Origin of the sequence: Pseudomonas sp., from assembly GCF_036387035.1 — a bacterium.
Classification (GTDB): Bacteria; Pseudomonadota; Gammaproteobacteria; order Pseudomonadales; family Pseudomonadaceae; genus Aquipseudomonas.
This window is the reverse complement of record NZ_DASVUM010000235.1, coordinates 1-19,423: the sequence shown is the minus strand read 5'-3', so window position 1 is coordinate 19,423 and position 19,423 is coordinate 1. Positions and strand designations below refer to the sequence as shown.

The window sequence follows — 19,423 nt, the reverse complement described above, 5'->3', positions numbered from 1 at the left end:
AATGTCTGTTCCAGATGATCGTGCTGCACCTGCTTCCGTGATCGAGCGGCGTTCGATCGATTACATTCCCGATGCCGAGCGGCACGGCCGTCTGTTCAGTCAGTTCACCCTCTGGCTGGGCGCCAACCTGCAAATCACCGCGATTGTCACCGGGGCACTCGCCGTGGTGCTGGGCGGTGATGTGTTCTGGTCACTGATCGGGTTGTTCATCGGTCAGCTCATCGGCGGCGGCGTGATGGCGCTGCACGCGGCGCAAGGGCCCAAGCTCGGGCTGCCGCAGATGATTTCCAGCCGGGTGCAGTTCGGCGTGTACGGCGCGGTGATTCCGCTGGTGCTGGTGTGCCTGATGTACATCGGTTTTTCCGCCAGCGGCTCGTTGCTCGCCGGCCAGGCCGTGGCGCAACTGATCCACGTACCGGACTGGCAAGGCGTGGTGATTTTCGCGGCGGCCATCGTCGTGCTGACCATCTTTGGCTACCGAGTCATCCACATGATCGGCCGGCTCGCCAGCCTCGTCGGCGTGATCGCGTTCGTTTACCTGTTCGCCGCACTGCTGGCCGGCAATGACGTCGCCGCGCTGCTGGGCAACAAGCACTTCTCCCTGAGCAGCTTCCTGCTGGCGATCTCGCTGTCGGCCTCCTGGCAGATCGCGTTCGGCCCTTACGTCGCAGATTACTCGCGCTACCTGCCGCGCAGTACGTCAGCGGCCAAAACCTTCTGGGCGGTAGGCCTGGGCTCAGTGATCGGCGCGCAGGCGTCCATGGTTTTCGGCGTATTCGCGGCGGCGCTGGCCGGCAAGGATTTCGCTCACCATGAGGTTTCGTTCATCGTCGGCCTGGGCGGGACAGGCGCCGTGGCGGCGGCGCTGTATTTCAGCATCGCATTCGGCAAGGTGACCATCACGACGCTTAACGCCTACGGCAGTTTCATGTCCATTGCCACCATCGTCAGCGGCTTCCGGGGCAACCGCCACATCTCCAGCGCGCTGCGGCTGACTTATATCTTCGCCATGGTCGGCATCGCGACCGCCCTGGCGCTGCTGGGCAAGGATTCGTTCCTCAAGGACTTCTCGGCCTTCATCCTGTTTCTGCTGGCGTTTTTCACGCCGTGGAGCGCGATCAACCTGGTGGATTTCTACTGCATTACCAAAGAGCGTTATGACATCCCCGCGCTGTCGGACCCGAACGGTCGCTACGGCCGTTGGAACTGGATGGGCATCGGGATCTACGTGCTGGGCGTGCTGATTCAGATGCCGTTCATTTCCACGCACTTCTACACAGGTCCGCTGGTGGCGAGCCTTGATGACACCGACATCTCGTGGATCATCGGCCTCATCGTGCCGGCTGTGCTGTACTACGTGGCGGCGAAGAGATGGCCGGGCAACGTGGCGGATCGCCTGATCCTGCCGACGGCATCGGCAGCACCCCACGCAGGTCGCGCCGTTGACCCTTTAAGCGCAGCGGTGAACTGACCGTTCGTCATGCACGTCTGTTTAAGGGGGCATGCTGGAGAGAGAAGCGGGACGAGGCCGACAAGCGCCTCTCCCCTTGGCTGGAAGCCGTCTGTTTTCGTTACTGCCGTCATCCACTAAAAGACCGGAGCGTCACTCAATGAACACGAAAAAGGCCCTGCTATCCACGTTGCTCACCGCCGGCGTGCTCGCCAGCGGCGCCAGCCAGGCGGCGGGATGGTGCGAGTCCGGCAAACCGGTGAAATTCGCCGGCTTGAACTGGGAAAGCGCAATGCTGCTGACCGACGTGCTGCAAGTAGTGCTGAACAAGGGCTATGGCTGCGAAGTGGACAGCCTTCCGGGCAACTCCATCACCATGGAAAACGCCCTGAGCACCAATGACATCCAAGTGTTCGCCGAAGAGTGGGTAGGCCGCAGCGAAGTCTGGAACAAGGCTGAAGCCGCCGGCAAAGTGGTCGGCGTGGGTTCGCCGGTGAAGGGTGCCGTTGAAGGCTGGTACGTGCCTCGTTACGTGATCGAGGGCGACGCCAAGCGCAAGCTGGAGGCCAAGGCTCCGGACCTGAAATCCATCGCCGATCTGGGTAAATATGCAGCGCTGTTCAAGGACGCCGAAGAGCCGGAAAAAGGCCGTTTCTATAACTGCCCGGCCGGCTGGACCTGTGAGCTTGAAAACAGCGAAATGTTGAAAAGCTACGGCCTGGAAAGCAAGTACACCAACTTCCGTCCTGGCACCGGCCCGGCGCTGGATGCGGCAATCCTTTCCAGCTACAAGCGTGGCGAGCCGATCCTGGCCTACTACTGGTCGCCCACCCCGCTGATGGGGCAGGTGGACATGGTGCGTCTGGAAGAGAAAGCCGGCGTGAACAAGACCATCGAGATCAAGGTCGGCCTGTCCAAGGCGTTCCACGAGCAGGCGCCTGAACTGGTGGCGGTGATGGAGAAGGTCAACATCCCGATCGACCTGCTCAACCAGAATCTGGCGCGCATGACAAAAGAACGCATTGAATCGCCGAAGCTGGCGAAGATCTTCCTCAAGGAACACCCGGAAGTGTGGCACCAGTGGGTAAGCGAGGATGCGGCGAAGAAGGTGGATGCCTCTCTCTGACAGGCACCGCTGTCGGCAAGAGCGTGGCTTGTCCCGCGATCGGCCGGGAACCGGTCGTGGTCAAGCCGAACGCGGTATGTCAGACACACCGCGACGTTTGATTTTACTGCCGCTTCGCGGCAGATCGCGGGACAAGCCACGCTCCTACAGCACACAGGCCGCCACTCCAAACATCGAGATAACGATATGTTCCCCGAAAGCTTCACGTTCTCCATCGCCGACTGGGTCAATGACTGGGTCGACAAGCTGGTCACCAACTACGGCGACGTGTTCCGGCACATCTCCGACACGCTGTTATGGGCCATCGTCAAGCTCGAAGGCCTGCTGCGCGTCGCGCCGTGGTGGCTGTTACTGGCCATCGTCGGCCTGATCGCCTGGCACGCGACACGCAAGATCACTACCACGGCTGTTATCGTCGGCCTGCTGTTTCTGGTGGGTGCCGTAGGGCTGTGGGACAAGCTGATGCAGACGCTGGCGTTGATGCTGGTCGCGACGCTCATCTCGGTGGTCATCGGCATACCGCTGGGGATTTTGTCCGCGCGTAGCAACCGGCTGCGTTCGGTGCTGATGCCGCTGCTCGACATCATGCAGACCATGCCCAGCTTCGTGTACCTGATTCCGGTGCTGATGTTGTTCGGTCTGGGCAAGGTCCCGGCAATCTTCGCCACCGTTATCTACGCCGCGCCGCCGCTGATTCGCCTGACCGATCTGGGCATTCGCCAGGTCGATGGCGAGGTCATGGAGGCGATCAACGCGTTCGGCGCCAACCGCTGGCAGCAACTGTTCGGCGTGCAATTGCCGCTGGCCCTGCCGAGCATCATGGCCGGGATCAACCAGACCACGATGATGGCGCTGTCGATGGTCGTTATCGCCTCGATGATCGGTGCGCGCGGTCTGGGCGAGGACGTGCTGGTCGGCATTCAGACCCTCAACGTCGGGCGTGGCCTGGAAGCGGGCCTGGCTATCGTCATTCTGGCGGTCGTGATCGACCGCATCACGCAGGCCTACGGCCGTCCACGGCATGAGGCGAACAAATGAGCGTCGAGACTATCAATCCATTGAGCTCGGGCGATCCATTGAGCGCAGGCAATCCGCAGAGCACGGGCAGCCTGGGCGGCAAAATCGTCGTCAAGAACGTGTACAAGATTTTTGGCAACCGCGCAAAAGACGCGCTGGACATGGTCCAGAACAACCAGACAAAGGACCAAGTGCTGGCGCAGACCGGCTGTGTGGTCGGCGTCAACGACCTGTCTCTGTCTATCTCCAGCGGCGAGATCTTCGTGATCATGGGCCTGTCGGGTTCCGGCAAATCCACTCTGGTGCGCCATTTCAATCGCCTGATCGACCCCACCAGCGGCGAGATTCTGGTCGACGGCGAGAACATCCTGACCTACGACATGGAAGCGCTGCGCAACTTCCGCCGGCACAAGATCAGCATGGTATTCCAGAGTTTCGGCCTGCTGCCGCATAAAACCGTCATGGACAACGTCGCCTACGGCCTGACCATTCGCGGCGAGAGCAAGACGCAATGCGCCGAGCGCGCGCAGCACTGGATCACCACGGTGGGCCTGCAGGGCTACGAGAAAAAGTACCCGCATCAGCTCTCCGGCGGCATGCGTCAGCGCGTCGGCCTGGCGCGTGCGCTGGCCGCCGACACTGACATCATACTGATGGACGAAGCGTTCAGCGCCCTCGACCCGTTGATCCGCGCCGAGATGCAGGACCAGTTGCTGGAGCTGCAATCGAGCTTGAAGAAAACCATCGTTTTCATTACCCACGACCTCGACGAAGCCGTGCGAATCGGCAACCGCATTGCCATTCTCAAAGACGGTCGGCTGATTCAGGTCGGTACCCCGAAAGAAATCCTCTACTCGCCCGCCGACGATTACGTTGATCGTTTCGTGCAGCGGCGCGTGGCGACGCTTTAAGGACGCCATGGGCATGTCGCGAGCAGAACAGATCATCATCGGTGAAGGCCCGGTCAGTTGGCAGGACGTGGTCGCCGTCGCCCGCCATGGCGCAACGCTGTCGTTGTCGGCAGGCGCCTGGGCGCGCATCGACAATGCCCAGACGATCGTGCAGCGCATCGTCGCCAACGGTGAGCGCGCCTATGGCGTGAACACCGGCCTCGGCGCGCTGTGCAACGTGTCGCTGGCGGACGAGCAACTGGGCCGACTGTCGCGCAACACCCTGCTCAGCCATGCGTGCGGCGTCGGCCCGGCGCTGCCCGACGAGCAGACTCGCGCCATCACCTGCGCCGCAATCATCAACTACACACAGGGCAAGTCCGGGATTCATCGTCAAGTGGTCCAGGCCTTGCTCGACCTGCTCAATCGCCGCATCACGCCGCAAGTGCCGTCCCAGGGTTCGGTGGGCTATCTCACGCACATGGCGCACATCGGCGTTGCGTTGCTCGGCGTGGGTCAGGTCAGCTATCGCGGCCAAATGATGTCGGCGTTGCAGGCGCTCAGCGAAGAAGGCCTCTCGCCCGTGGAACTGGGGGCCAAGGACGGGTTGTGTCTGGTCAACGGCACGCCGTGCATGACCGGGCTCAGTTGCCTGGCCGTCGCCGACGTGAATCGCCTGATGCAGTGGGCTGACGTGATCGCCGCCATGACCTTCGAAGGTCTGCGGGGCCAACTCGACGCTTTCGATGAAACCATCATCGCGCTCAAGCCGCACCCCGGCATGCAGCAGGTGGGCAGAAACCTGCGTGGCCTGCTCGCGGGCAGCGAAGTGCTCGCCAACAGTCAGGGCATCCGCACCCAGGACGCCTTGAGCATCCGCTCGATCCCCCAGGTTCACGGCGCGACGCGCGACCAGTTGGCCCACGCCACACGGCAGATCGAGATCGAGCTCAATTCCGCCACTGACAACCCGCTGCTGCTCGGCACGCCCGACGCGTATCGGGTGGTCTCCCAGGCCAATCCCCACGGTCAGTCCGTGGCGATGGCGGCTGATCTGCTGGCGATTGCCATGGCCGAGCTGGGCTCGATTGCCGAGCGCCGCCTGGACCGACTGATAAACCCGACGGTCAGCGGGCTGCCGGCATTTCTGGTCAGCCAGCCCGGGGTGAATTCCGGGATGATGATCACCCAATACGTCGCCGCGTCCCTGTGCGCCGAAAACCGCCAGCTGGCACAACCGGCGGTCATCGATAACTACGTGACCTCCGGCCTGCAGGAGGATCATCTGAGCATGGGCACCAGCGCCGCCTTGAAGCTGCACAAGGTGCTGGAAAATGTGACGCAAATCCTCGCCATCGAGTATCTGCTGGCCGCTCAGGCGTTCGAGTTTTTCAAAGGCCCGCGTTTTGGCGTCGGCACGGAAGCCGCGTGGCGTCTGCTGCGTGAGCGCGTGCCGGCCTACGACGAGGACCGCTGGCTGGCGCCGGACATCGCCAGCAGCGTGACCTTGCTCAAGAACGAAGAGTCACTGGAAACCGTATTTCAGCGCTGCCGCGATTACGCGGCGGACGCACAACCCGACACCGACACCAACGGTCGCCGCGCAAGCGCCCCGAGCGCAGGACAGGCAGGAGCCGGTTCAGCGCAGACGACCGATACCCATTCAGGAGTAGTAGCATCGTGACCACCCAACAGGCGACCCCGCTGAACCTCATCCCCGGCCAGTTGAGCCTAGCCCAGCTGCGCGCGATTTATCAGCGGCCGGTGACACTGACCCTCGACGCCAGCGCCAATCGGCAGATCGAAGACAGCGTAGCCTGCGTCGAGCAGATCCTCGCCGAAAACCGCACCGCGTACGGCATCAATACCGGCTTTGGTCTCTTGGCATCAACGCGCATCGCCAGTGCCGATCTGGAGAACCTGCAACGTTCGCTGGTGCTGTCTCACGCCGCCGGCGTTGGCCGGCCAATCAGCGACGAGCTGGTGCGCCTGATCATGGTGCTCAAGGTCAACAGCCTGAGCCGCGGCTTTTCCGGGATTCGTCGCCAGGTCATCGATGCGCTGATTGCCCTGATCAACGCCGAAGTCTATCCGCACATCCCGCTCAAGGGGTCGGTCGGCGCGTCCGGCGACCTCGCGCCACTGGCGCATATGTCGTTGGTGCTGCTGGGCGAAGGCAAGGCACGCTACAAGGGCCAATGGCTGAATGCCGTCGAAGCGTTGGCGGTTGCCGGGCTCACGCCCCTGACCCTCGCGGCCAAAGAAGGCCTGGCGCTGCTCAACGGTACGCAAGTGTCGACAGCGTATGCATTGCGCGGCCTGTTCGAAGCCGAAGACCTGTTCGCCGGCGCTCTGAGCTGCGGCGCGCTGACCGTCGAGGCGGTGCTCGGCTCACGCGCGCCGTTCGACGCGCGCATTCATGCGGCTCGGGGTCAACGCGGCCAGATCGATTCGGCGGCCGCCTATCGCGACCTGCTGGGCGAAGGCAGTCAGGTTTCTGACTCTCACCGCGACTGCGATAAGGTACAGGACCCCTACTCCCTGCGCTGCCAGCCACAAGTCATGGGCGCTTGCCTGACCCAACTGCGTCAGGCGGCCGAAGTGCTGGCGATCGAGTCCAACGCGGTGTCGGACAACCCGCTGGTGTTCGCCGCGGAAGGCGAAGTGATTTCCGGCGGTAACTTTCATGCCGAACCTGTCGCCATGGCGGCCGACAACATCGCGCTGGCCATCGCTGAAATCGGCTCGCTGAGCGAACGCCGCATCTCGCTGATGATGGACAAGCACATGTCGCAGCTGCCGCCGTTCCTGGTGGCCAACGGCGGCGTGAACTCCGGTTTCATGATTGCCCAGGTCACCGCGGCCGCGCTGGCGAGTGAGAACAAGGCACTGTCCCACCCGCACAGCGTCGACAGCCTGCCGACGTCCGCCAACCAGGAAGACCACGTGTCGATGGCGCCTGCCGCCGGCAAGCGCTTGTGGGAAATGGCGGAGAACACTCGTGGCGTGCTGGCTGTAGAATGGCTGGCTGCGTGTCAGGGTCTGGACTTGCGCAACGGTCTGAAGACCTCCGAAAAACTGGAAATCGCCCGCACCACGCTGCGCGCCAATGTCCCGTTCTATGAGAAGGACCGCTTCTTCGCCCCTGATATCGAAGCCGCCACCGAGCTGCTGGCTTCCAACTGCCTGAGCGAACTGGTTTCTGCTGACCTGCTGCCGAGCTTCTGATCGGGACAGGCCAGGGATGGCCTGTCGTTGAAATGAGCGTGGGGGGATCGCCCCGTGCAACCGCTCATTTCGCAGCAAAAAGTAAGACTAGGAACGTGTGAAATGACATCGCAAAACGCTACAGATCTGAAACGCGGGCTCAGCGCTCGCCACATTCGCTTCATGGCGCTGGGATCGGCCATTGGCACCGGGCTGTTCTACGGTTCCGCGTCGGCCATCAAGCTGGCCGGGCCCGCCGTTCTGCTGGTGTACCTCATCGCCGGCGCTGCGGTTTACATGGTCATGCGCGCCCTTGGCGAAATGGCCGTGCGCAATCCGGTGTCCGGCTCGTTCGGCGAGTACGCCACCACCTACCTCGGCCCGTTGGCAGGTTTCGTGCTCGGCTGGACCTATGCGTTCGAGATGGTCATCGTCTGCCTGGCCGATGTCACCGCGTTCGGTATCTACATGGGCTTCTGGTTCCCGGACGTGCCGCGCTGGATCTGGGTGCTCGGAATTGTCTTTCTGATCGGCGCGCTCAACCTGTGCAGCGTCAAAGTGTTCGGTGAAACGGAGTTCTGGCTGTCGCTGCTCAAGGTCGGCGCGATTATCGCAATGATCCTCGCAGGCTTCGGCATCATGCTGTTCGGCATCGGGTCGGACTCGGCCGGCGGTGTCAGCAGCGTGAGCAATCTATGGGCCTACGGTGGCTTCATGCCCAATGGCATCGGCGGGCTCGTGGCGTCGCTGGCGGTGGTCATGTTCGCCTTCGGCGGCATCGAAATCATCGGCATCACCGCCGGTGAGGCGCGCAACCCTGAGCGCGTGATTCCCCGCGCGATCAACGCAGTGCCGCTGCGGATTCTGCTGTTTTACGTGCTCACCCTGTTCGTCCTGATGTCGTTGTACCCATGGCAGCAGATCGGCAGCCAGGGCAGCCCGTTTGTCCAGATCTTCGACCACTTGGGGATTTCCTCCGCGGCGACCGTCCTCAACATCGTGGTGATCACCGCAGCGGTGTCGGCGATCAACAGCGACATCTTCGGCGCCGGGCGCATGATGTACGGCCTGGCGAAGCAGGGTCAGGCGCCCAAAGGGTTCGCTCAGCTATCGGCCCAGGGCGTACCGTGGATGACGGTGCTGGTCATGGGCGTCGCGCTGCTCTGCGGCGTCGTGCTGAATTACCTGATTCCTGAAAACGTATTCCTGCTGATCGCTTCCATCGCGACCTTTGCAACGGTGTGGGTGTGGCTGATGATTCTGGTCACGCAGATCGCGATGCGCCGGTCGATGAGCGCAGACGAAGTCGCCCAACTGAAATTCCCGGTGCCGTTCTGGCCCGTTGCGCCGATTGTTGCCACCCTGTTCATGGTGTTCGTGTTCGGCGTGCTGGGTTACTTCCCGGACAGTCAGGCCGCGCTGGTGGTGGGGGCGGTGTGGATCGGGTTGCTGGTGATCGCGTACTGGATCTGGGTCAAGCCCAAGAAGCACTCGATAAAGGCTATGTCCAATAGCTGACGCAAGCCGGCTCCTGCGGTCGGTGTGTGAGGCAGGATTTATTTGTTCTCTGGAGGTACTGATGAAAACGCTCTGGCACCACTGTCACGCAGCAACCATGGCGAACGGCACGTACTCGATCATCGAGGATGCCGCCATCGTGACCGACGGAGCGCTTATTGCCTGGATCGGTCCTCTCCACGAGCTGCCGGATCATGGCGACATCAAGCGCGTCGACCTGAACGGCGCCTGGGTCACGCCCGGCTTGATCGATTGCCACACGCACACGGTATTCGGCGGGAACCGCAGCGGTGAGTTCGAGCAACGGCTGCAGGGCGTCAGCTACGCGGAGATCGCTGCGGCAGGCGGCGGCATCGCCAGCACCGTGCGCGCCACCCGGGCCGCCAGTGAAGAAGAGCTCTACGCCAGCGCAGAGCGTCGCCTGCTGCACCTGCTCAAGGACGGCGTCACGACCATCGAGATGAAATCCGGCTACGGCCTGGACCTCGCCAGCGAACGCAAGATTTTGCGAGTGATTCGCCAACTGGGTGACAACCTGCCGGTCACCGTGCGCAGTACCTGCCTTGCCGCCCATGCCCTGCCACCGGAATACAAAGACCGCGCCGACGACTACATCGCTCATATCTGCAGCGAAATGCTGCCCACGCTGGCGGCTGAAAATCTGGTGGATGCGGTCGATGCGTTCTGCGAATACCTGGCGTTCTCGCCGGCTCAGGTGGAGCAGGTGTTCATCACCGCCGGCCAGTTGGGCCTGCCGGTCAAGCTGCATGCTGAGCAATTGTCTTCGCTGCACGGCTCGAGTCTCGCGGCGCGTTATCAGGCACTGTCGGCTGACCACCTGGAATTCATGACCGAAGAAGACGCCATCGCGATGGCGGCCTCAGGCACGGTCGCGGTATTGCTGCCGGGGGCGTTCTACTTCCTGCGCGAGACTCAGTTGCCACCCATGGAAGCCCTGCGCAGGCACGGGGTGAAGATCGCCATCTCCACCGACCTCAACCCGGGCACATCGCCGGGCCTGTCGCTGCGGCTGATGCTGAATATGGCCTGCACGCTGTTTCGCATGACCCCGGAAGAAGCCCTCGCCGGCGCCACCCTTCATGCGGCTCAAGCACTGGGCATGGCGGACACCCATGGCTCGCTGGAAGTCGGCAAAACGGCGGATTTCGTCGCCTGGCACATCGAACGGCCCGCCGACCTGGCCTACTGGCTGGGCGGCGATCTGGATAAACGCGTCGTGCGTCATGGCGTGGAACGCACTCTCTAAATCAGGGGAATACTGTGGACAAGGTTCTGAGTTTCACTCGCGGTCGCGTACCGCTGTTGATCAGCATGCCGCACCCGGGACTGCACCTGACGCCCGCGGTGCGTGACGGCCTGGTGGATGAGGCCGTCAGCCTGCCGGACACCGACTGGCACATTCCACGTCTGTACCACTTCGCTTCGGACCTGGGCGCCAGCGTGCTGTCGGCTGAATACTCGCGCTTCGTCATCGACCTCAATCGTCCGTCCGATGACACGCCGCTCTACGCCGGCGCGACCACCGGATTGTTCCCGTCGACGCTGTTCGAAGGCGATCCGTTGTTCAAGCAAGGCCAGGCGCCGAGCGAGCAAGAACGCGCGACCTATCTGGAGAAGATCTGGACGCCCTACCACGACACCCTGCGCAGCGAGCTCGAGCGCCTGCGCGTCGAGTTCGGTTATGCGCTGCTGTTCGATGCGCATTCCATTCGCGGGCACATTCCGCACCTGTTCGACGGTCGGCTGCCGGACTTCAACCTCGGCACGTTCAACGGCGCGAGCTGTGATGAGACGCTGGCCCAGCGTCTGGACACCGCCTGTGCTGCCGCGAAGCAATACAGCCATGTGCTCAATGGCCGTTTCAAGGGCGGCCACATCACCCGCCACTACGGCGACCCTTCCAACCATATCCACGCGGTGCAGCTGGAACTGACGCAAAGCACGTACATGGACGAGTTCGTGCCCTTCCATTACCGCCCGGATCTCGCTGAGCCGACGCAGGTCGTGTTGAAAGGCCTGCTTGAAGAGATGATCGCCTGGGGGCGGGAGAAGTACGGAAAGTAGCCCCGGATTGATGACTCCCTTAGTTGAGACCGGCTTCAGCCGGGAAGATGCCAGTTTGAACGCCATCACTTTTGCAGCGCGGCACCTGACGCCTTCCCGGCTAAAGCCAGTCCCACTGGATGCACGCGTTGTGTTGGTGGGACCGGCCTCAGCCGGGAAGAGTCCCGTTTGAACGCCATCACTTTTTTGCAGTGCGGCACCTGACGCCTTCCCGGCTAAAGCCGGTCCCACTGGATGCGCGCGTTGTGTCAGTGGGACCGGCTTCAGCCGGGAACAGGCCAGTTTGAGCACCATCAGTTTGCTGATCGCCGCGCACAACCCCAGCGACCATTCGGATTACTTCTTCAACAACCGCAATCCGTTGAACACCACCAGCAGACTCACGCCCATGTCGGCAAACACCGCCATCCACATGGTCGCCATGCCAGCAAAAGTCACCGCCAGGAAGATCAGTTTGATCACCAACGCCAGCGCGATGTTTTGCTTGAGCACCGCTGCCGTGTCCCGCGAAAGGCGAATAAACATGGGGATCTTGCGCAGGTCATCATCCATCAGCGCCACGTCGGCAGTTTCGATGGCTGTGTCGGTGCCGGCTGCTGCCATGGCGAAACCGATCTCCGCGCGGGCAAGGGCAGGCGCGTCGTTGATGCCGTCGCCAACCATGCCTACCCGATGGTTTTGCGCATACAGGCCTTCGATGGCTTGCAGCTTGTCGGTCGGCATGAGATTGCCTTGGGCCTGATCGATGCCCACCTGAGCGGCAATGGCCTTGGCCGTGTGGGGGTTGTCGCCCGTGAGCATCACCGTTTTCACGCCCAGGGCGTGCAGTTGCGCAATGGCCTCGCGGCTGCTGTCCTTGACCGTGTCGGCGACCGCAAACAATGCCAGCGGACCCGACTCGTCGAACAACAGCACCACGGTTTTGCCCTGGCTTTCCAGCGCTTCGAGCTGCGCTTCCAGCTCCGTCGAGCAATACCCGGCGTCATGCACCAGACGATGATTACCCAAGTGGTACACGCGCCCGTCTACTTCGCCTTTCACGCCAAGCCCTGCAAGGGCTTCGAACCCCTCAACCGGCAAGCGGGCGCCCTCCTGAGCTGCCTTGGCAATGGCCTGTGACACCGGATGGTCCGAGCGACCGGCCAGACTCGCGGAAATCGCCAGCGCTTGCTCACCCAGTGACGCATCGAGCAACACGTAATCGGTCTGCACCGGCTTGCCGTGGGTGAGGGTGCCGGTCTTGTCCAGTGCCAGGTAATCGAGCTTGTGCCCCATCTCCAAGTACACGCCACCCTTGACCAGAATGCCTTTGCGCGCCGCCGCGGCAAGGCCGCTGACAATCGTCACTGGGGTGGAAATCACCAGCGCACACGGGCACGCGACCACCAGCAGCACCAGCGCGCGGTAGATCCAGTCGAACCACTGCGCGCCCATAAACAGCGGCGGGATGATGGCAATCGCCAGCGCCAGCGCGAACACCGCCGGCGTGTAGATCGCTGAAAAGCGGTCAACAAAACGCTGCGTCGGCGCGCGCGCACCCTGGGCCGCCTCGACGGCATGGATGATCCGCGCCAGCGTCGAATGGCTGGCCGCTGCAGTGACTTTGTACTCCAGCGAACCCGCCTGGTTGATCGTGCCGGCGAACACTTTGTCGCCCACGGTTTTCTCGACCGGCAGGCTTTCGCCGGTGATCGGCGCCTGATCGATGGTGGACTGGCCGGCGACCACTTCCCCGTCCAGCCCGATGCGCTCGCCCGGCTTGACCCGAACGACGCTGCCTGGCGAGACCTCCTTGACCTCAAGCTCTAGCCACTCGCCGTTCTGCTTGACCGTCGCCGTTTCCGGCGTGAGCTGCATCAAGCCACCGATGGCGTTGCGGGCACGGTCCAGGGATTTGGCTTCGATCAGTTCCGCGACGGTGAACAGAAACATCACCATCGCCGCTTCTGGCCACTGCCCGATCAAGATCGCACCGGTCACAGCGATGCTCATCAGCGCATTGATGTTGAGATTGAAATTTTTCAGGGCGATCCAGCCCTTTTTGTAAGTGGTCAGGCCGCCGCTGAAAATGGCGACCAACGCGATGATGGCAACCACCCAGGTGGGCGCGGCGTTGGTGAAGTGAATCACCTCCGCAGACAGCGCGGCGATACCCGACAGCGCAAGCGGCCACCACGGCTTGTTGGCGGGCGGCAGCGACGCGGTTTCCTTGTCGGGGCCCCCTTCGATCAGGTCCGCCTGCATGCCCAGCGTGGCGATGGCTTCGCGGATAGGGTCGGTCGAAGGCAGCTCATGCCACACGCCCAACACGCGATTGATCAGGTTGAATTCGAGCTTTTGAATGCCCTTCATCTTGCCGAGCTTGTTCTGGATCAGTGTCTGCTCGGTGGGACAGTCCATGGCCTCGATGCGGAAGCTGCTGAGTTGTCCGTGAGCGTCTGAGGCGCCGTCAATGGTCACGACGGCGGGTGCGCTTTCATGGGAGCAGCAGGCGTGGGCAGCGTGGTCATGTTTGTGCACGGGCGTGACCGTGGATTGACCGGATGCCTGCGCAGCGTGATCGTGATCGTGATCGTGATTGTGAGCGGAATGGTCGTGCTCGGCGTGCGCTTGTTCGGCGTGGTCATGCGCGTCGTGAACAGCGTCATGCGGGGAAGGTCTGTGTACAGAGTCACTCATCGATTGAGTCTCTAAAGGTGCGTGTTGCCAAGTGAACACCCTGTAGCCACTATAGGGTCAAGCCTCCTGTTGAGATCGTGCACATGAACCCCTCCTTTAAAATCGGCGAACTGGCGAAACTCACGGATTGCCCGGTGGAAACCATCCGCTACTACGAGCGCGAAGGCCTGCTCAGCGAACCCGCACGCAGCGACGGCAACTACCGGCTTTACACGCAGGAGCATGTAGAACGCCTGACGTTCATACGCAACTGCCGCAGCCTGGACATGACGCTGGACGAGATTCGCAGCCTGCTGGCATTGCGCGACAGCCCGCAGGACCAGTGCGACAACGTCAACGCACTGATCGACGAACACATCCAGCACGTCAATGCCCGCGTCGCGAGCCTTCAGGCGCTCCAGGAACAACTCGTGGACCTGCGCCAGCGCTGCAGCGAAGGTGCACCGGATCACTGCGGGATTCTTGATCGACTGGAAATCAGTGGCAGCGTGGTGGCAGCGGATGTGGAGCATTCCCACGTAGGACGCAGCCACGGGCATTGATGAGTAGCGAAGGACGGCCAGATGCCTATAGCCATCCCTATCGCTTTGGGATGCTACGGCTAACGCGGATCTGTAGGAGCCGGCTTGCTGGCGAACCCATTGTGTCAGTCGACATCCCCGCTCCAGGCCAATTGCGTTCGCCAGCAAGCCGGCTCCTACGGATTTGTATACGACACAGATCCGTGCAATGGCCAGAACCCATCGTACAACCGCATCAAACCTCACCCATAAAAAAGCCCCCGGCCTTATCAGCCGAGGGCTTTGCGTTCAGTGTTGATCAGGCGTTGTGAATACGCTCAACCGCAGCCGCCACGCCAATCCCGTACTCAGGATCGGCCATTGAGCAGTGCTCGATGTGCAGCTGGATGATCGGTGCCGACACGCCGCGCAACGAACGGGCCGTGTTGTCGAACAGTGACTGTTTCTCCCGAGCATTCATCAGGCGGAACAGCTTGCCCGGCTGCGAGTAGTAGTCGCCGTCCACGCGGTGGTTCCAGTGAGCGGCCGCGCCTTCGATGGACAGTGGCGGCTCTCTGAAATCCGGCTGCTCCTGAAACGCGCCCTTGGTGTTCGGCTCGTAAGAGGTCATGCCCCCACGGTTACCGTCAATGCGCATCAGGCCGTCGCGGTGGTAGCTGTTCACGTGCAGCGCAGCCCGCGGCGAGTTCACCGGGATCTGGTGGTGGTTGACGCTCAAGCGGTAGCGCTGGGCATCACCGTAGGAGAACAGACGACCCTGCAACATCTTGTCCGGCGAGAAGCTGATGCCGGGCACCACATTGGAAGGCGCAAAAGCCGCCTGTTCGACGTCAGCGAAGTTGTTCTCAGGATTGCGGTTCAGCTCGACAACGCCCACCTCGATCAGCGGGTAGTCGCCCTTCGGCCAGACCTTGGTCAGGTCGAACGGGTTGATGGGGTACGAGCCCGCCTCCTTCTCCGGCATGATCTGCACGAACAGCTTCCAGCGCGGGAAGTTGCCCTGCTCAATGTTTTCGTACAGGTCGCGGTGATGGGATTCACGGTCACGGCCGACCAGTTCCTGCGCTTCGGCGTCGCTCAGGTTGGCGATGCCCTGTTGCGAGACGAAATGGAATTTGACCCAGAACCGCTCGTGCTGTGCGTTAAGGAAGCTGTAGGTGTGGCTACCGAAACCGTGCATCTCGCGGTAGCTGCGGGGAATACCGCGCTCGCTCATCACGACGGTCACCTGGTGCAGCGCTTCGGGCAGTTGGGTCCAGAAATCCCAGTTGTTTTCCGCACTGCGCATGCCGGTGCGGGGATCGCGTTTGACGGCGTGGTTCAGGTCAGGAAACTTCATCGGGTCGCGCAGGAAGAACACCGGCGTGTTGTTGCCGACCATGTCCCAGTTGCCTTCCTCGGTGTAGAACTTGAACGAGAAGCCGCGAATGTCGCGCTCGGCGTCGGCGGCGCCGCGCTCACCGGCCACCGTGGAGAAACGGGCGAACATTTCGGTGGTCTTGCCGATTTCAGAGAAGATCTTCGCGCGGGTGAAGCGGGTGATGTCGTGGGTGACGGTGAACGTGCCAAACGCGCCAGAACCCTTGGCGTGCATGCGACGCTCCGGGATAACTTCACGATCGAAATGGGCGAGCTTCTCTAGGAACCAGACATCCTGCAGCAGCGCTGGGCCATGGGGGCCGGCCGTCTGGATATTCTGGTTGTCGACTACAGGAGCGCCAAAAGCGGTCGTCAGTTTGTTGTTCATGCGTGTTTCTCCACAAAGGGTACTGGCGGGCAACCTCCGTTGAGGCTGCCCTTTGTCTGTCCGATGGGGAGAACGATAGGGAAATTGGCGCGTTTAAGCTCATTGTCACTGCGCACTGGGTAGATAGAGGCTTTCAATCGGCGGCCGATTGATTAATAGGCTCTGCTCATGAGCCCGTTCGGTGTTACACCGCCACCGGTGCCTTGATGCTCGGATCGGCGTTGTAACCCTCGATCTCGAAATCCTCGAAGCGATAGTCGTAGATGCTTTCAGGCCGGCGCTTGATGTTCAGCTTCGGCAGCTGTCGCGGGGTACGCGTGAGCTGCGTCGCAATCTGCTCCTCGTGATTGGAGTAGGCGTGGGTGTCGCCCAGGCTGACGATGATCTCGTGGGGGATCAGGTCGCATTGCTGCGCCAGCATGTGGGTCAGCAGCGCCAGCGCAGCGATGTTGTACGGCAGTCCGAGGAAGACGTCGGAGCTGCGAATGTACAACTGCATCGACAACTTGCCGTCCGCAACGAATGCCTGATACAGCAAATGGCAGACCGCAAGGGCCTGACGCCCGGCCTTGACGTTTTCCTGCGGCGACAGCTTTTCGTCCGGCAGGTATTCAGTGTTCCAGCCATGGAACAGGATGCGTCGGCTGTTCGGGTTGTTCTTCAGGCAGTCGACCATGTAATCGATCTGGTTGATCTTGCCGCCATCTTTCGTGGGCCAGCCGGTCCACTGCGCGCCATACACCGGGCCCAGGTCGCCGTCTTCGGTGGCCCACTCGTCCCAGATGGTCACGCCGTTCTCGTTAAGCCATTTGGTGTTGGTGTTACCACTGAGCATCCAGATCAGCTCATTGGCGATGCTCTTGAAGTGCAGCTTTTTCGTGGTCAGCAGCGGGAAGCCATCGGCCAGATTGTGGCGAATCTGACGGCCGAAGACAGCGGTGGTGCCGGTCCCGGTGCGGTCGCCCTTGCGGGTGCCGTTGTTGATGACGTCCTGCAGCAGTTCGAGGTATTGCTTCATGACCAGAGGCCCTCTGTTTCGGTGAATCCGCCGAGCCTTTCAGGTCCGGCGTTCAGCATATGTACCCGGCGCGTCACGCCGCAGCGTTGTTGGCAGCCGGCGCGCGGTGGTAGGCAAGCCAGATCAGCACCAGGCCGCCGATGATCATCGGCAGGCTGAGGATCTGCCCCATGGTGACCCAACCCCAGGCCAGGTAGCCCAGCTGTGCATCCGGCACGCGGACGAACTCGACCACAAAGCGGAAGATGCCGTAGAACAAGGCGAACATGCCGGAAACGGCCATGGTTGGCCGCGGCTTGCGGGAGTAGAAATAGAGAATGACGAACAAGGCCACCCCTTCCAGGGCGAACTGGTAGAGCTGTGACGGGTGGCGCGGCAATTGGGCAGGATCGCTGTAAGGCGGGAACACCATTGCCCAAGGCAGGTCAGTCGCCTTGCCCCACAGCTCGGCATTGATGAAATTGCCGATGCGCCCGGCGCCCAGACCGATCGGCACCAGGGGCGCGATGAAGTCCATGAGCTGGAAGAAAGACTTGCCGTTGCGCTTGCCGAACCAGTACGTCGCGATCATCACGCCGATGAAGCCGCCGTGGAATGCCATGCCGCCCTTCCACACTTCGAAGATCAGCAGCGGGTTGGCGATGTAGTTAGGCAGATCGTAGAACAGCACATAGCCCAGCCGCCCACCGACAATGACGCCCATGGCGACCCAGAAAATCATGTCCGAGAGTTTTTCTTTGGTCCACGTCGGGTCAAAGCGATTCAAGCGACGGGATGCCAGGTACCAGGCACTGCCAATACCGACCAGGTACATCAGGCCGTACCAGTGAATTTGCAGCGGACCGATGGCCACGGCTACCGGGTCAATCTGCGGGTAAGGCAGCATTGCGACTCCTTGAAATAGAAGCGCTCATTGAGCGACGAAGCAGAACTATGCGACGGCGGCAGCAGATCGTGCCACCCAATAATGATGAAACCTGGTGTAAGAGCGATCGCAACGGGAAACCCCGACGCCGATGATGTTGGCCACGACTTGCGCGGACATCTCTCAAAAACAGTGCGGTATGGTACCGGACCGCGCCGATCCGCTCTAGCCGCGCGCGATGGATGTCGGCGGCCGGGGTGAGTAAAGTGGCGCAAAAAGGAGCCATCCATGTGCCTTATTGTCTTTGCCTGGCGTCCGTCGCACGCTCAGCCGCTGGTTATGGCGGCCAATCGCGACGAGTTCTACGCGCGCCCTACTTTGCCGCTGGCACGGTGGGAAGACGCGCCGCAGGTGTATGCAGGGCGCGATCTGGAAGCGGGCGGGACGTGGCTGGGGGTCACTGCCGACGGACGATTCGCGGCGCTCACCAATATCCGTGAGCCGGGCAAACCGCCTGGCCGACGATCACGGGGCGAGCTGGTTGCTCGCTTCTTAACCAGCGCTGTTTCAATGGATGAGTATTTGCGAGAGACCGCGGCGCGATCGGCGGAGTACGGCGGATTCAACCTTCTGGTGGGTGATCGCCAGTCGCTGCACTTCCTTCACGGCGGCGACCCGACCCCTCGCCGTCTTGAAGCTGGCCTGTATGGTGTTTCCAATGCGGGACTGGACACACCGTGGCCGAAACTGATGAAGGCTAAACGGGCGCTATCGGACCAGCTGTATAACCCGGAACCCGATGCGCTGTTTGATTTTCTTGCCGATGACGAGCCTGCGCAGGACACCGAACTGCCGAGCACTGGCGTTGGGCTTGCGACGGAAAAGTTGCTGTCCAGCGTGTTCATCGCCAGCCCCAATTACGGCACGCGGGCGAGCACGGTCCTGCTGGTCAATGCTGACGGCAGCCGACACCTGATCGAGCGGAGCTTTGGGCCGTATGGCGGTAGATTGGGCGAGGTGGACCTGCAGGTCTAGCCTGCATCACGACTTTAGTGGGACCGGCTTTAGCCGGGAAGGCGTCTTGTGTCACACCCAACATCCGGGTTGTTCAAACCGGCCTGTTCCCGGCTGAAGCCGGTCCCACTAAAAGCAATGCACTGGCAACTCAATGCCCCTTCACTGACCCTGGATTGATCATCCGCGACAGGCCGAGATTCCTCAGCGCCAGCTGCAAGGAGCTGCTGATGACTTGCGGGTTGTCATTTTTCATCAGCTGCGCCAACAGCTCCTTGGCCATGCT

16 protein-coding genes are annotated in these 19,423 nt (G+C 61.8%); 12 read left to right on the top strand and 4 right to left on the bottom strand.

Features of this window, described 5'->3' with window-relative positions; all coding sequences use genetic code 11:
• Window position 1 precedes the first annotated feature (1 nt).
• The 9 genes from VF672_RS21390 to hutG all read left to right on the top strand — a co-directional run bounded on the left by VF672_RS21390 (window position 2) and on the right by hutG (window position 11,293).
• On the top strand, window positions 2–1,471 hold the full coding sequence (locus VF672_RS21390; protein ID WP_331106613.1) for a cytosine permease: 1,470 nt from the start codon (window positions 2–4) through the stop codon (window positions 1,469–1,471).
• A 139-nt stretch (window positions 1,472–1,610) separates the two neighbouring features.
• On the top strand, window positions 1,611–2,576 hold the full coding sequence (locus tag VF672_RS21385; RefSeq protein WP_331106612.1) for an ABC transporter substrate-binding protein: 966 nt from the start codon (window positions 1,611–1,613) through the stop codon (window positions 2,574–2,576).
• A 186-nt stretch (window positions 2,577–2,762) separates the two neighbouring features.
• Window positions 2,763–3,614 (top strand): proline/glycine betaine ABC transporter permease, encoded by an 852-nt coding sequence (locus VF672_RS21380; protein WP_331106611.1) that lies wholly within the window; start codon window positions 2,763–2,765, stop codon window positions 3,612–3,614.
• Complete coding sequence (locus tag VF672_RS21375; protein ID WP_331106610.1) at window positions 3,611–4,504, top strand: glycine betaine/L-proline ABC transporter ATP-binding protein; 894 nt, start codon at window positions 3,611–3,613, stop codon at window positions 4,502–4,504. The genes VF672_RS21380 and VF672_RS21375 overlap by 4 nt, the downstream gene beginning before the upstream one ends.
• Before the next feature lie 13 nt (window positions 4,505–4,517).
• The gene (gene hutH / locus VF672_RS21370) at window positions 4,518–6,167 is read left to right on the top strand and encodes a histidine ammonia-lyase (protein WP_331106608.1); all 1,650 of its coding nucleotides are present in this window, start codon (window positions 4,518–4,520) and stop codon (window positions 6,165–6,167) included.
• Complete coding sequence (gene hutH, locus VF672_RS21365; RefSeq protein WP_331106606.1) at window positions 6,164–7,711, top strand: histidine ammonia-lyase; 1,548 nt, start codon at window positions 6,164–6,166, stop codon at window positions 7,709–7,711. Before hutH (VF672_RS21370) ends, hutH (VF672_RS21365) begins: the two co-directional genes overlap by 4 nt.
• Before the next feature lie 102 nt (window positions 7,712–7,813).
• On the top strand, window positions 7,814–9,208 hold the full coding sequence (locus VF672_RS21360) for an amino acid permease (protein WP_331106604.1): 1,395 nt from the start codon (window positions 7,814–7,816) through the stop codon (window positions 9,206–9,208).
• Between the two features lie 61 nt (window positions 9,209–9,269).
• Window positions 9,270–10,475, top strand: coding sequence for an imidazolonepropionase (gene hutI, locus VF672_RS21355; protein WP_331106602.1), 1,206 nt, complete (start codon window positions 9,270–9,272; stop codon window positions 10,473–10,475).
• A gap of 14 nt (window positions 10,476–10,489) precedes the next feature.
• Window positions 10,490–11,293: an N-formylglutamate deformylase gene (hutG, locus tag VF672_RS21350; RefSeq protein WP_331106600.1), complete on the top strand. Its 804-nt coding sequence runs from the start codon at window positions 10,490–10,492 to the stop codon at window positions 11,291–11,293.
• 336 nt (window positions 11,294–11,629) lie between these two features.
• Here the strand turns inward: hutG and VF672_RS21345 are convergent, their stop codons facing one another.
• A complete protein-coding gene (locus VF672_RS21345; protein ID WP_414705642.1) occupies window positions 11,630–13,813 on the bottom strand; it encodes a heavy metal translocating P-type ATPase in 2,184 nt (727 codons plus the stop codon).
• Between VF672_RS21345 and VF672_RS24710 the strand changes: the two genes are divergently transcribed.
• Entirely contained in the window at window positions 13,772–13,987 is a 216-nt protein-coding gene (locus VF672_RS24710; protein ID WP_414705643.1) for a hypothetical protein, read from the top strand. The genes VF672_RS21345 and VF672_RS24710 overlap by 42 nt on opposite strands.
• 68 nt (window positions 13,988–14,055) lie before the next feature.
• The gene (gene cadR / locus VF672_RS21340; protein WP_331106596.1) at window positions 14,056–14,514 is read left to right on the top strand and encodes a Cd(II)/Pb(II)-responsive transcriptional regulator; all 459 of its coding nucleotides are present in this window, start codon (window positions 14,056–14,058) and stop codon (window positions 14,512–14,514) included.
• A 277-nt stretch (window positions 14,515–14,791) separates the two neighbouring features.
• Here cadR and VF672_RS21335 read toward each other — a convergent pair whose 3' ends face one another.
• The 3 genes from VF672_RS21335 to lgt all read right to left on the bottom strand — a co-directional run bounded on the left by VF672_RS21335 (window position 14,792) and on the right by lgt (window position 18,144).
• Window positions 14,792–16,240 carry a catalase gene (locus tag VF672_RS21335; protein WP_331106594.1) on the bottom strand — a complete coding sequence of 483 codons (1,449 nt, stop codon included), beginning with the start codon at window positions 16,238–16,240 and terminating at the stop codon, window positions 14,792–14,794.
• A 184-nt stretch (window positions 16,241–16,424) separates the two neighbouring features.
• Complete coding sequence (locus VF672_RS21330; RefSeq protein ID WP_331106592.1) at window positions 16,425–17,258, bottom strand: thymidylate synthase; 834 nt, start codon at window positions 17,256–17,258, stop codon at window positions 16,425–16,427.
• A gap of 73 nt (window positions 17,259–17,331) precedes the next feature.
• The gene (gene lgt, locus VF672_RS21325) at window positions 17,332–18,144 is read right to left on the bottom strand and encodes a prolipoprotein diacylglyceryl transferase (RefSeq protein WP_331106589.1); all 813 of its coding nucleotides are present in this window, start codon (window positions 18,142–18,144) and stop codon (window positions 17,332–17,334) included.
• Window positions 18,145–18,411: 267 nt separating this feature from the next.
• Here lgt and VF672_RS21320 point away from each other — a divergent pair, with 267 nt between their 5' ends.
• Window positions 18,412–19,158 carry an NRDE family protein gene (locus tag VF672_RS21320; RefSeq protein ID WP_331106587.1) on the top strand — a complete coding sequence of 249 codons (747 nt, stop codon included), beginning with the start codon at window positions 18,412–18,414 and terminating at the stop codon, window positions 19,156–19,158.
• The last annotated feature ends 265 nt before the right edge of the window (window positions 19,159–19,423 follow it).

Bases quoted from the DNA above. Each gene is read 5' to 3' on its own strand.
- VF672_RS21390 (WP_331106613.1), top strand. From the start codon at position 2: ATGTCTGTTCCAGATGATCGTGCTGCACCTGCTTCCGTGATCGAGCGG.
- VF672_RS21385 (WP_331106612.1), top strand. From the start codon at position 1,611: ATGAACACGAAAAAGGCCCTGCTATCCACGTTGCTCACCGCCGGCGTG.
- VF672_RS21380 (WP_331106611.1), top strand. From the start codon at position 2,763: ATGTTCCCCGAAAGCTTCACGTTCTCCATCGCCGACTGGGTCAATGAC.
- VF672_RS21375 (WP_331106610.1), top strand. From the start codon at position 3,611: ATGAGCGTCGAGACTATCAATCCATTGAGCTCGGGCGATCCATTGAGC.
- hutH (WP_331106608.1), top strand. From the start codon at position 4,518: ATGTCGCGAGCAGAACAGATCATCATCGGTGAAGGCCCGGTCAGTTGG.
- VF672_RS21360 (WP_331106604.1), top strand. From the start codon at position 7,814: ATGACATCGCAAAACGCTACAGATCTGAAACGCGGGCTCAGCGCTCGC.
- hutI (WP_331106602.1), top strand. From the start codon at position 9,270: ATGAAAACGCTCTGGCACCACTGTCACGCAGCAACCATGGCGAACGGC.
- VF672_RS24710 (WP_414705643.1), top strand. From the start codon at position 13,772: ATGGGAGCAGCAGGCGTGGGCAGCGTGGTCATGTTTGTGCACGGGCGT.
- cadR (WP_331106596.1), top strand. From the start codon at position 14,056: ATGAACCCCTCCTTTAAAATCGGCGAACTGGCGAAACTCACGGATTGC.
- VF672_RS21335 (WP_331106594.1), bottom strand. From the start codon at position 16,240: ATGAACAACAAACTGACGACCGCTTTTGGCGCTCCTGTAGTCGACAAC.
- VF672_RS21330 (WP_331106592.1), bottom strand. From the start codon at position 17,258: ATGAAGCAATACCTCGAACTGCTGCAGGACGTCATCAACAACGGCACC.
- lgt (WP_331106589.1), bottom strand. From the start codon at position 18,144: ATGCTGCCTTACCCGCAGATTGACCCGGTAGCCGTGGCCATCGGTCCG.
- VF672_RS21320 (WP_331106587.1), top strand. From the start codon at position 18,412: ATGTGCCTTATTGTCTTTGCCTGGCGTCCGTCGCACGCTCAGCCGCTG.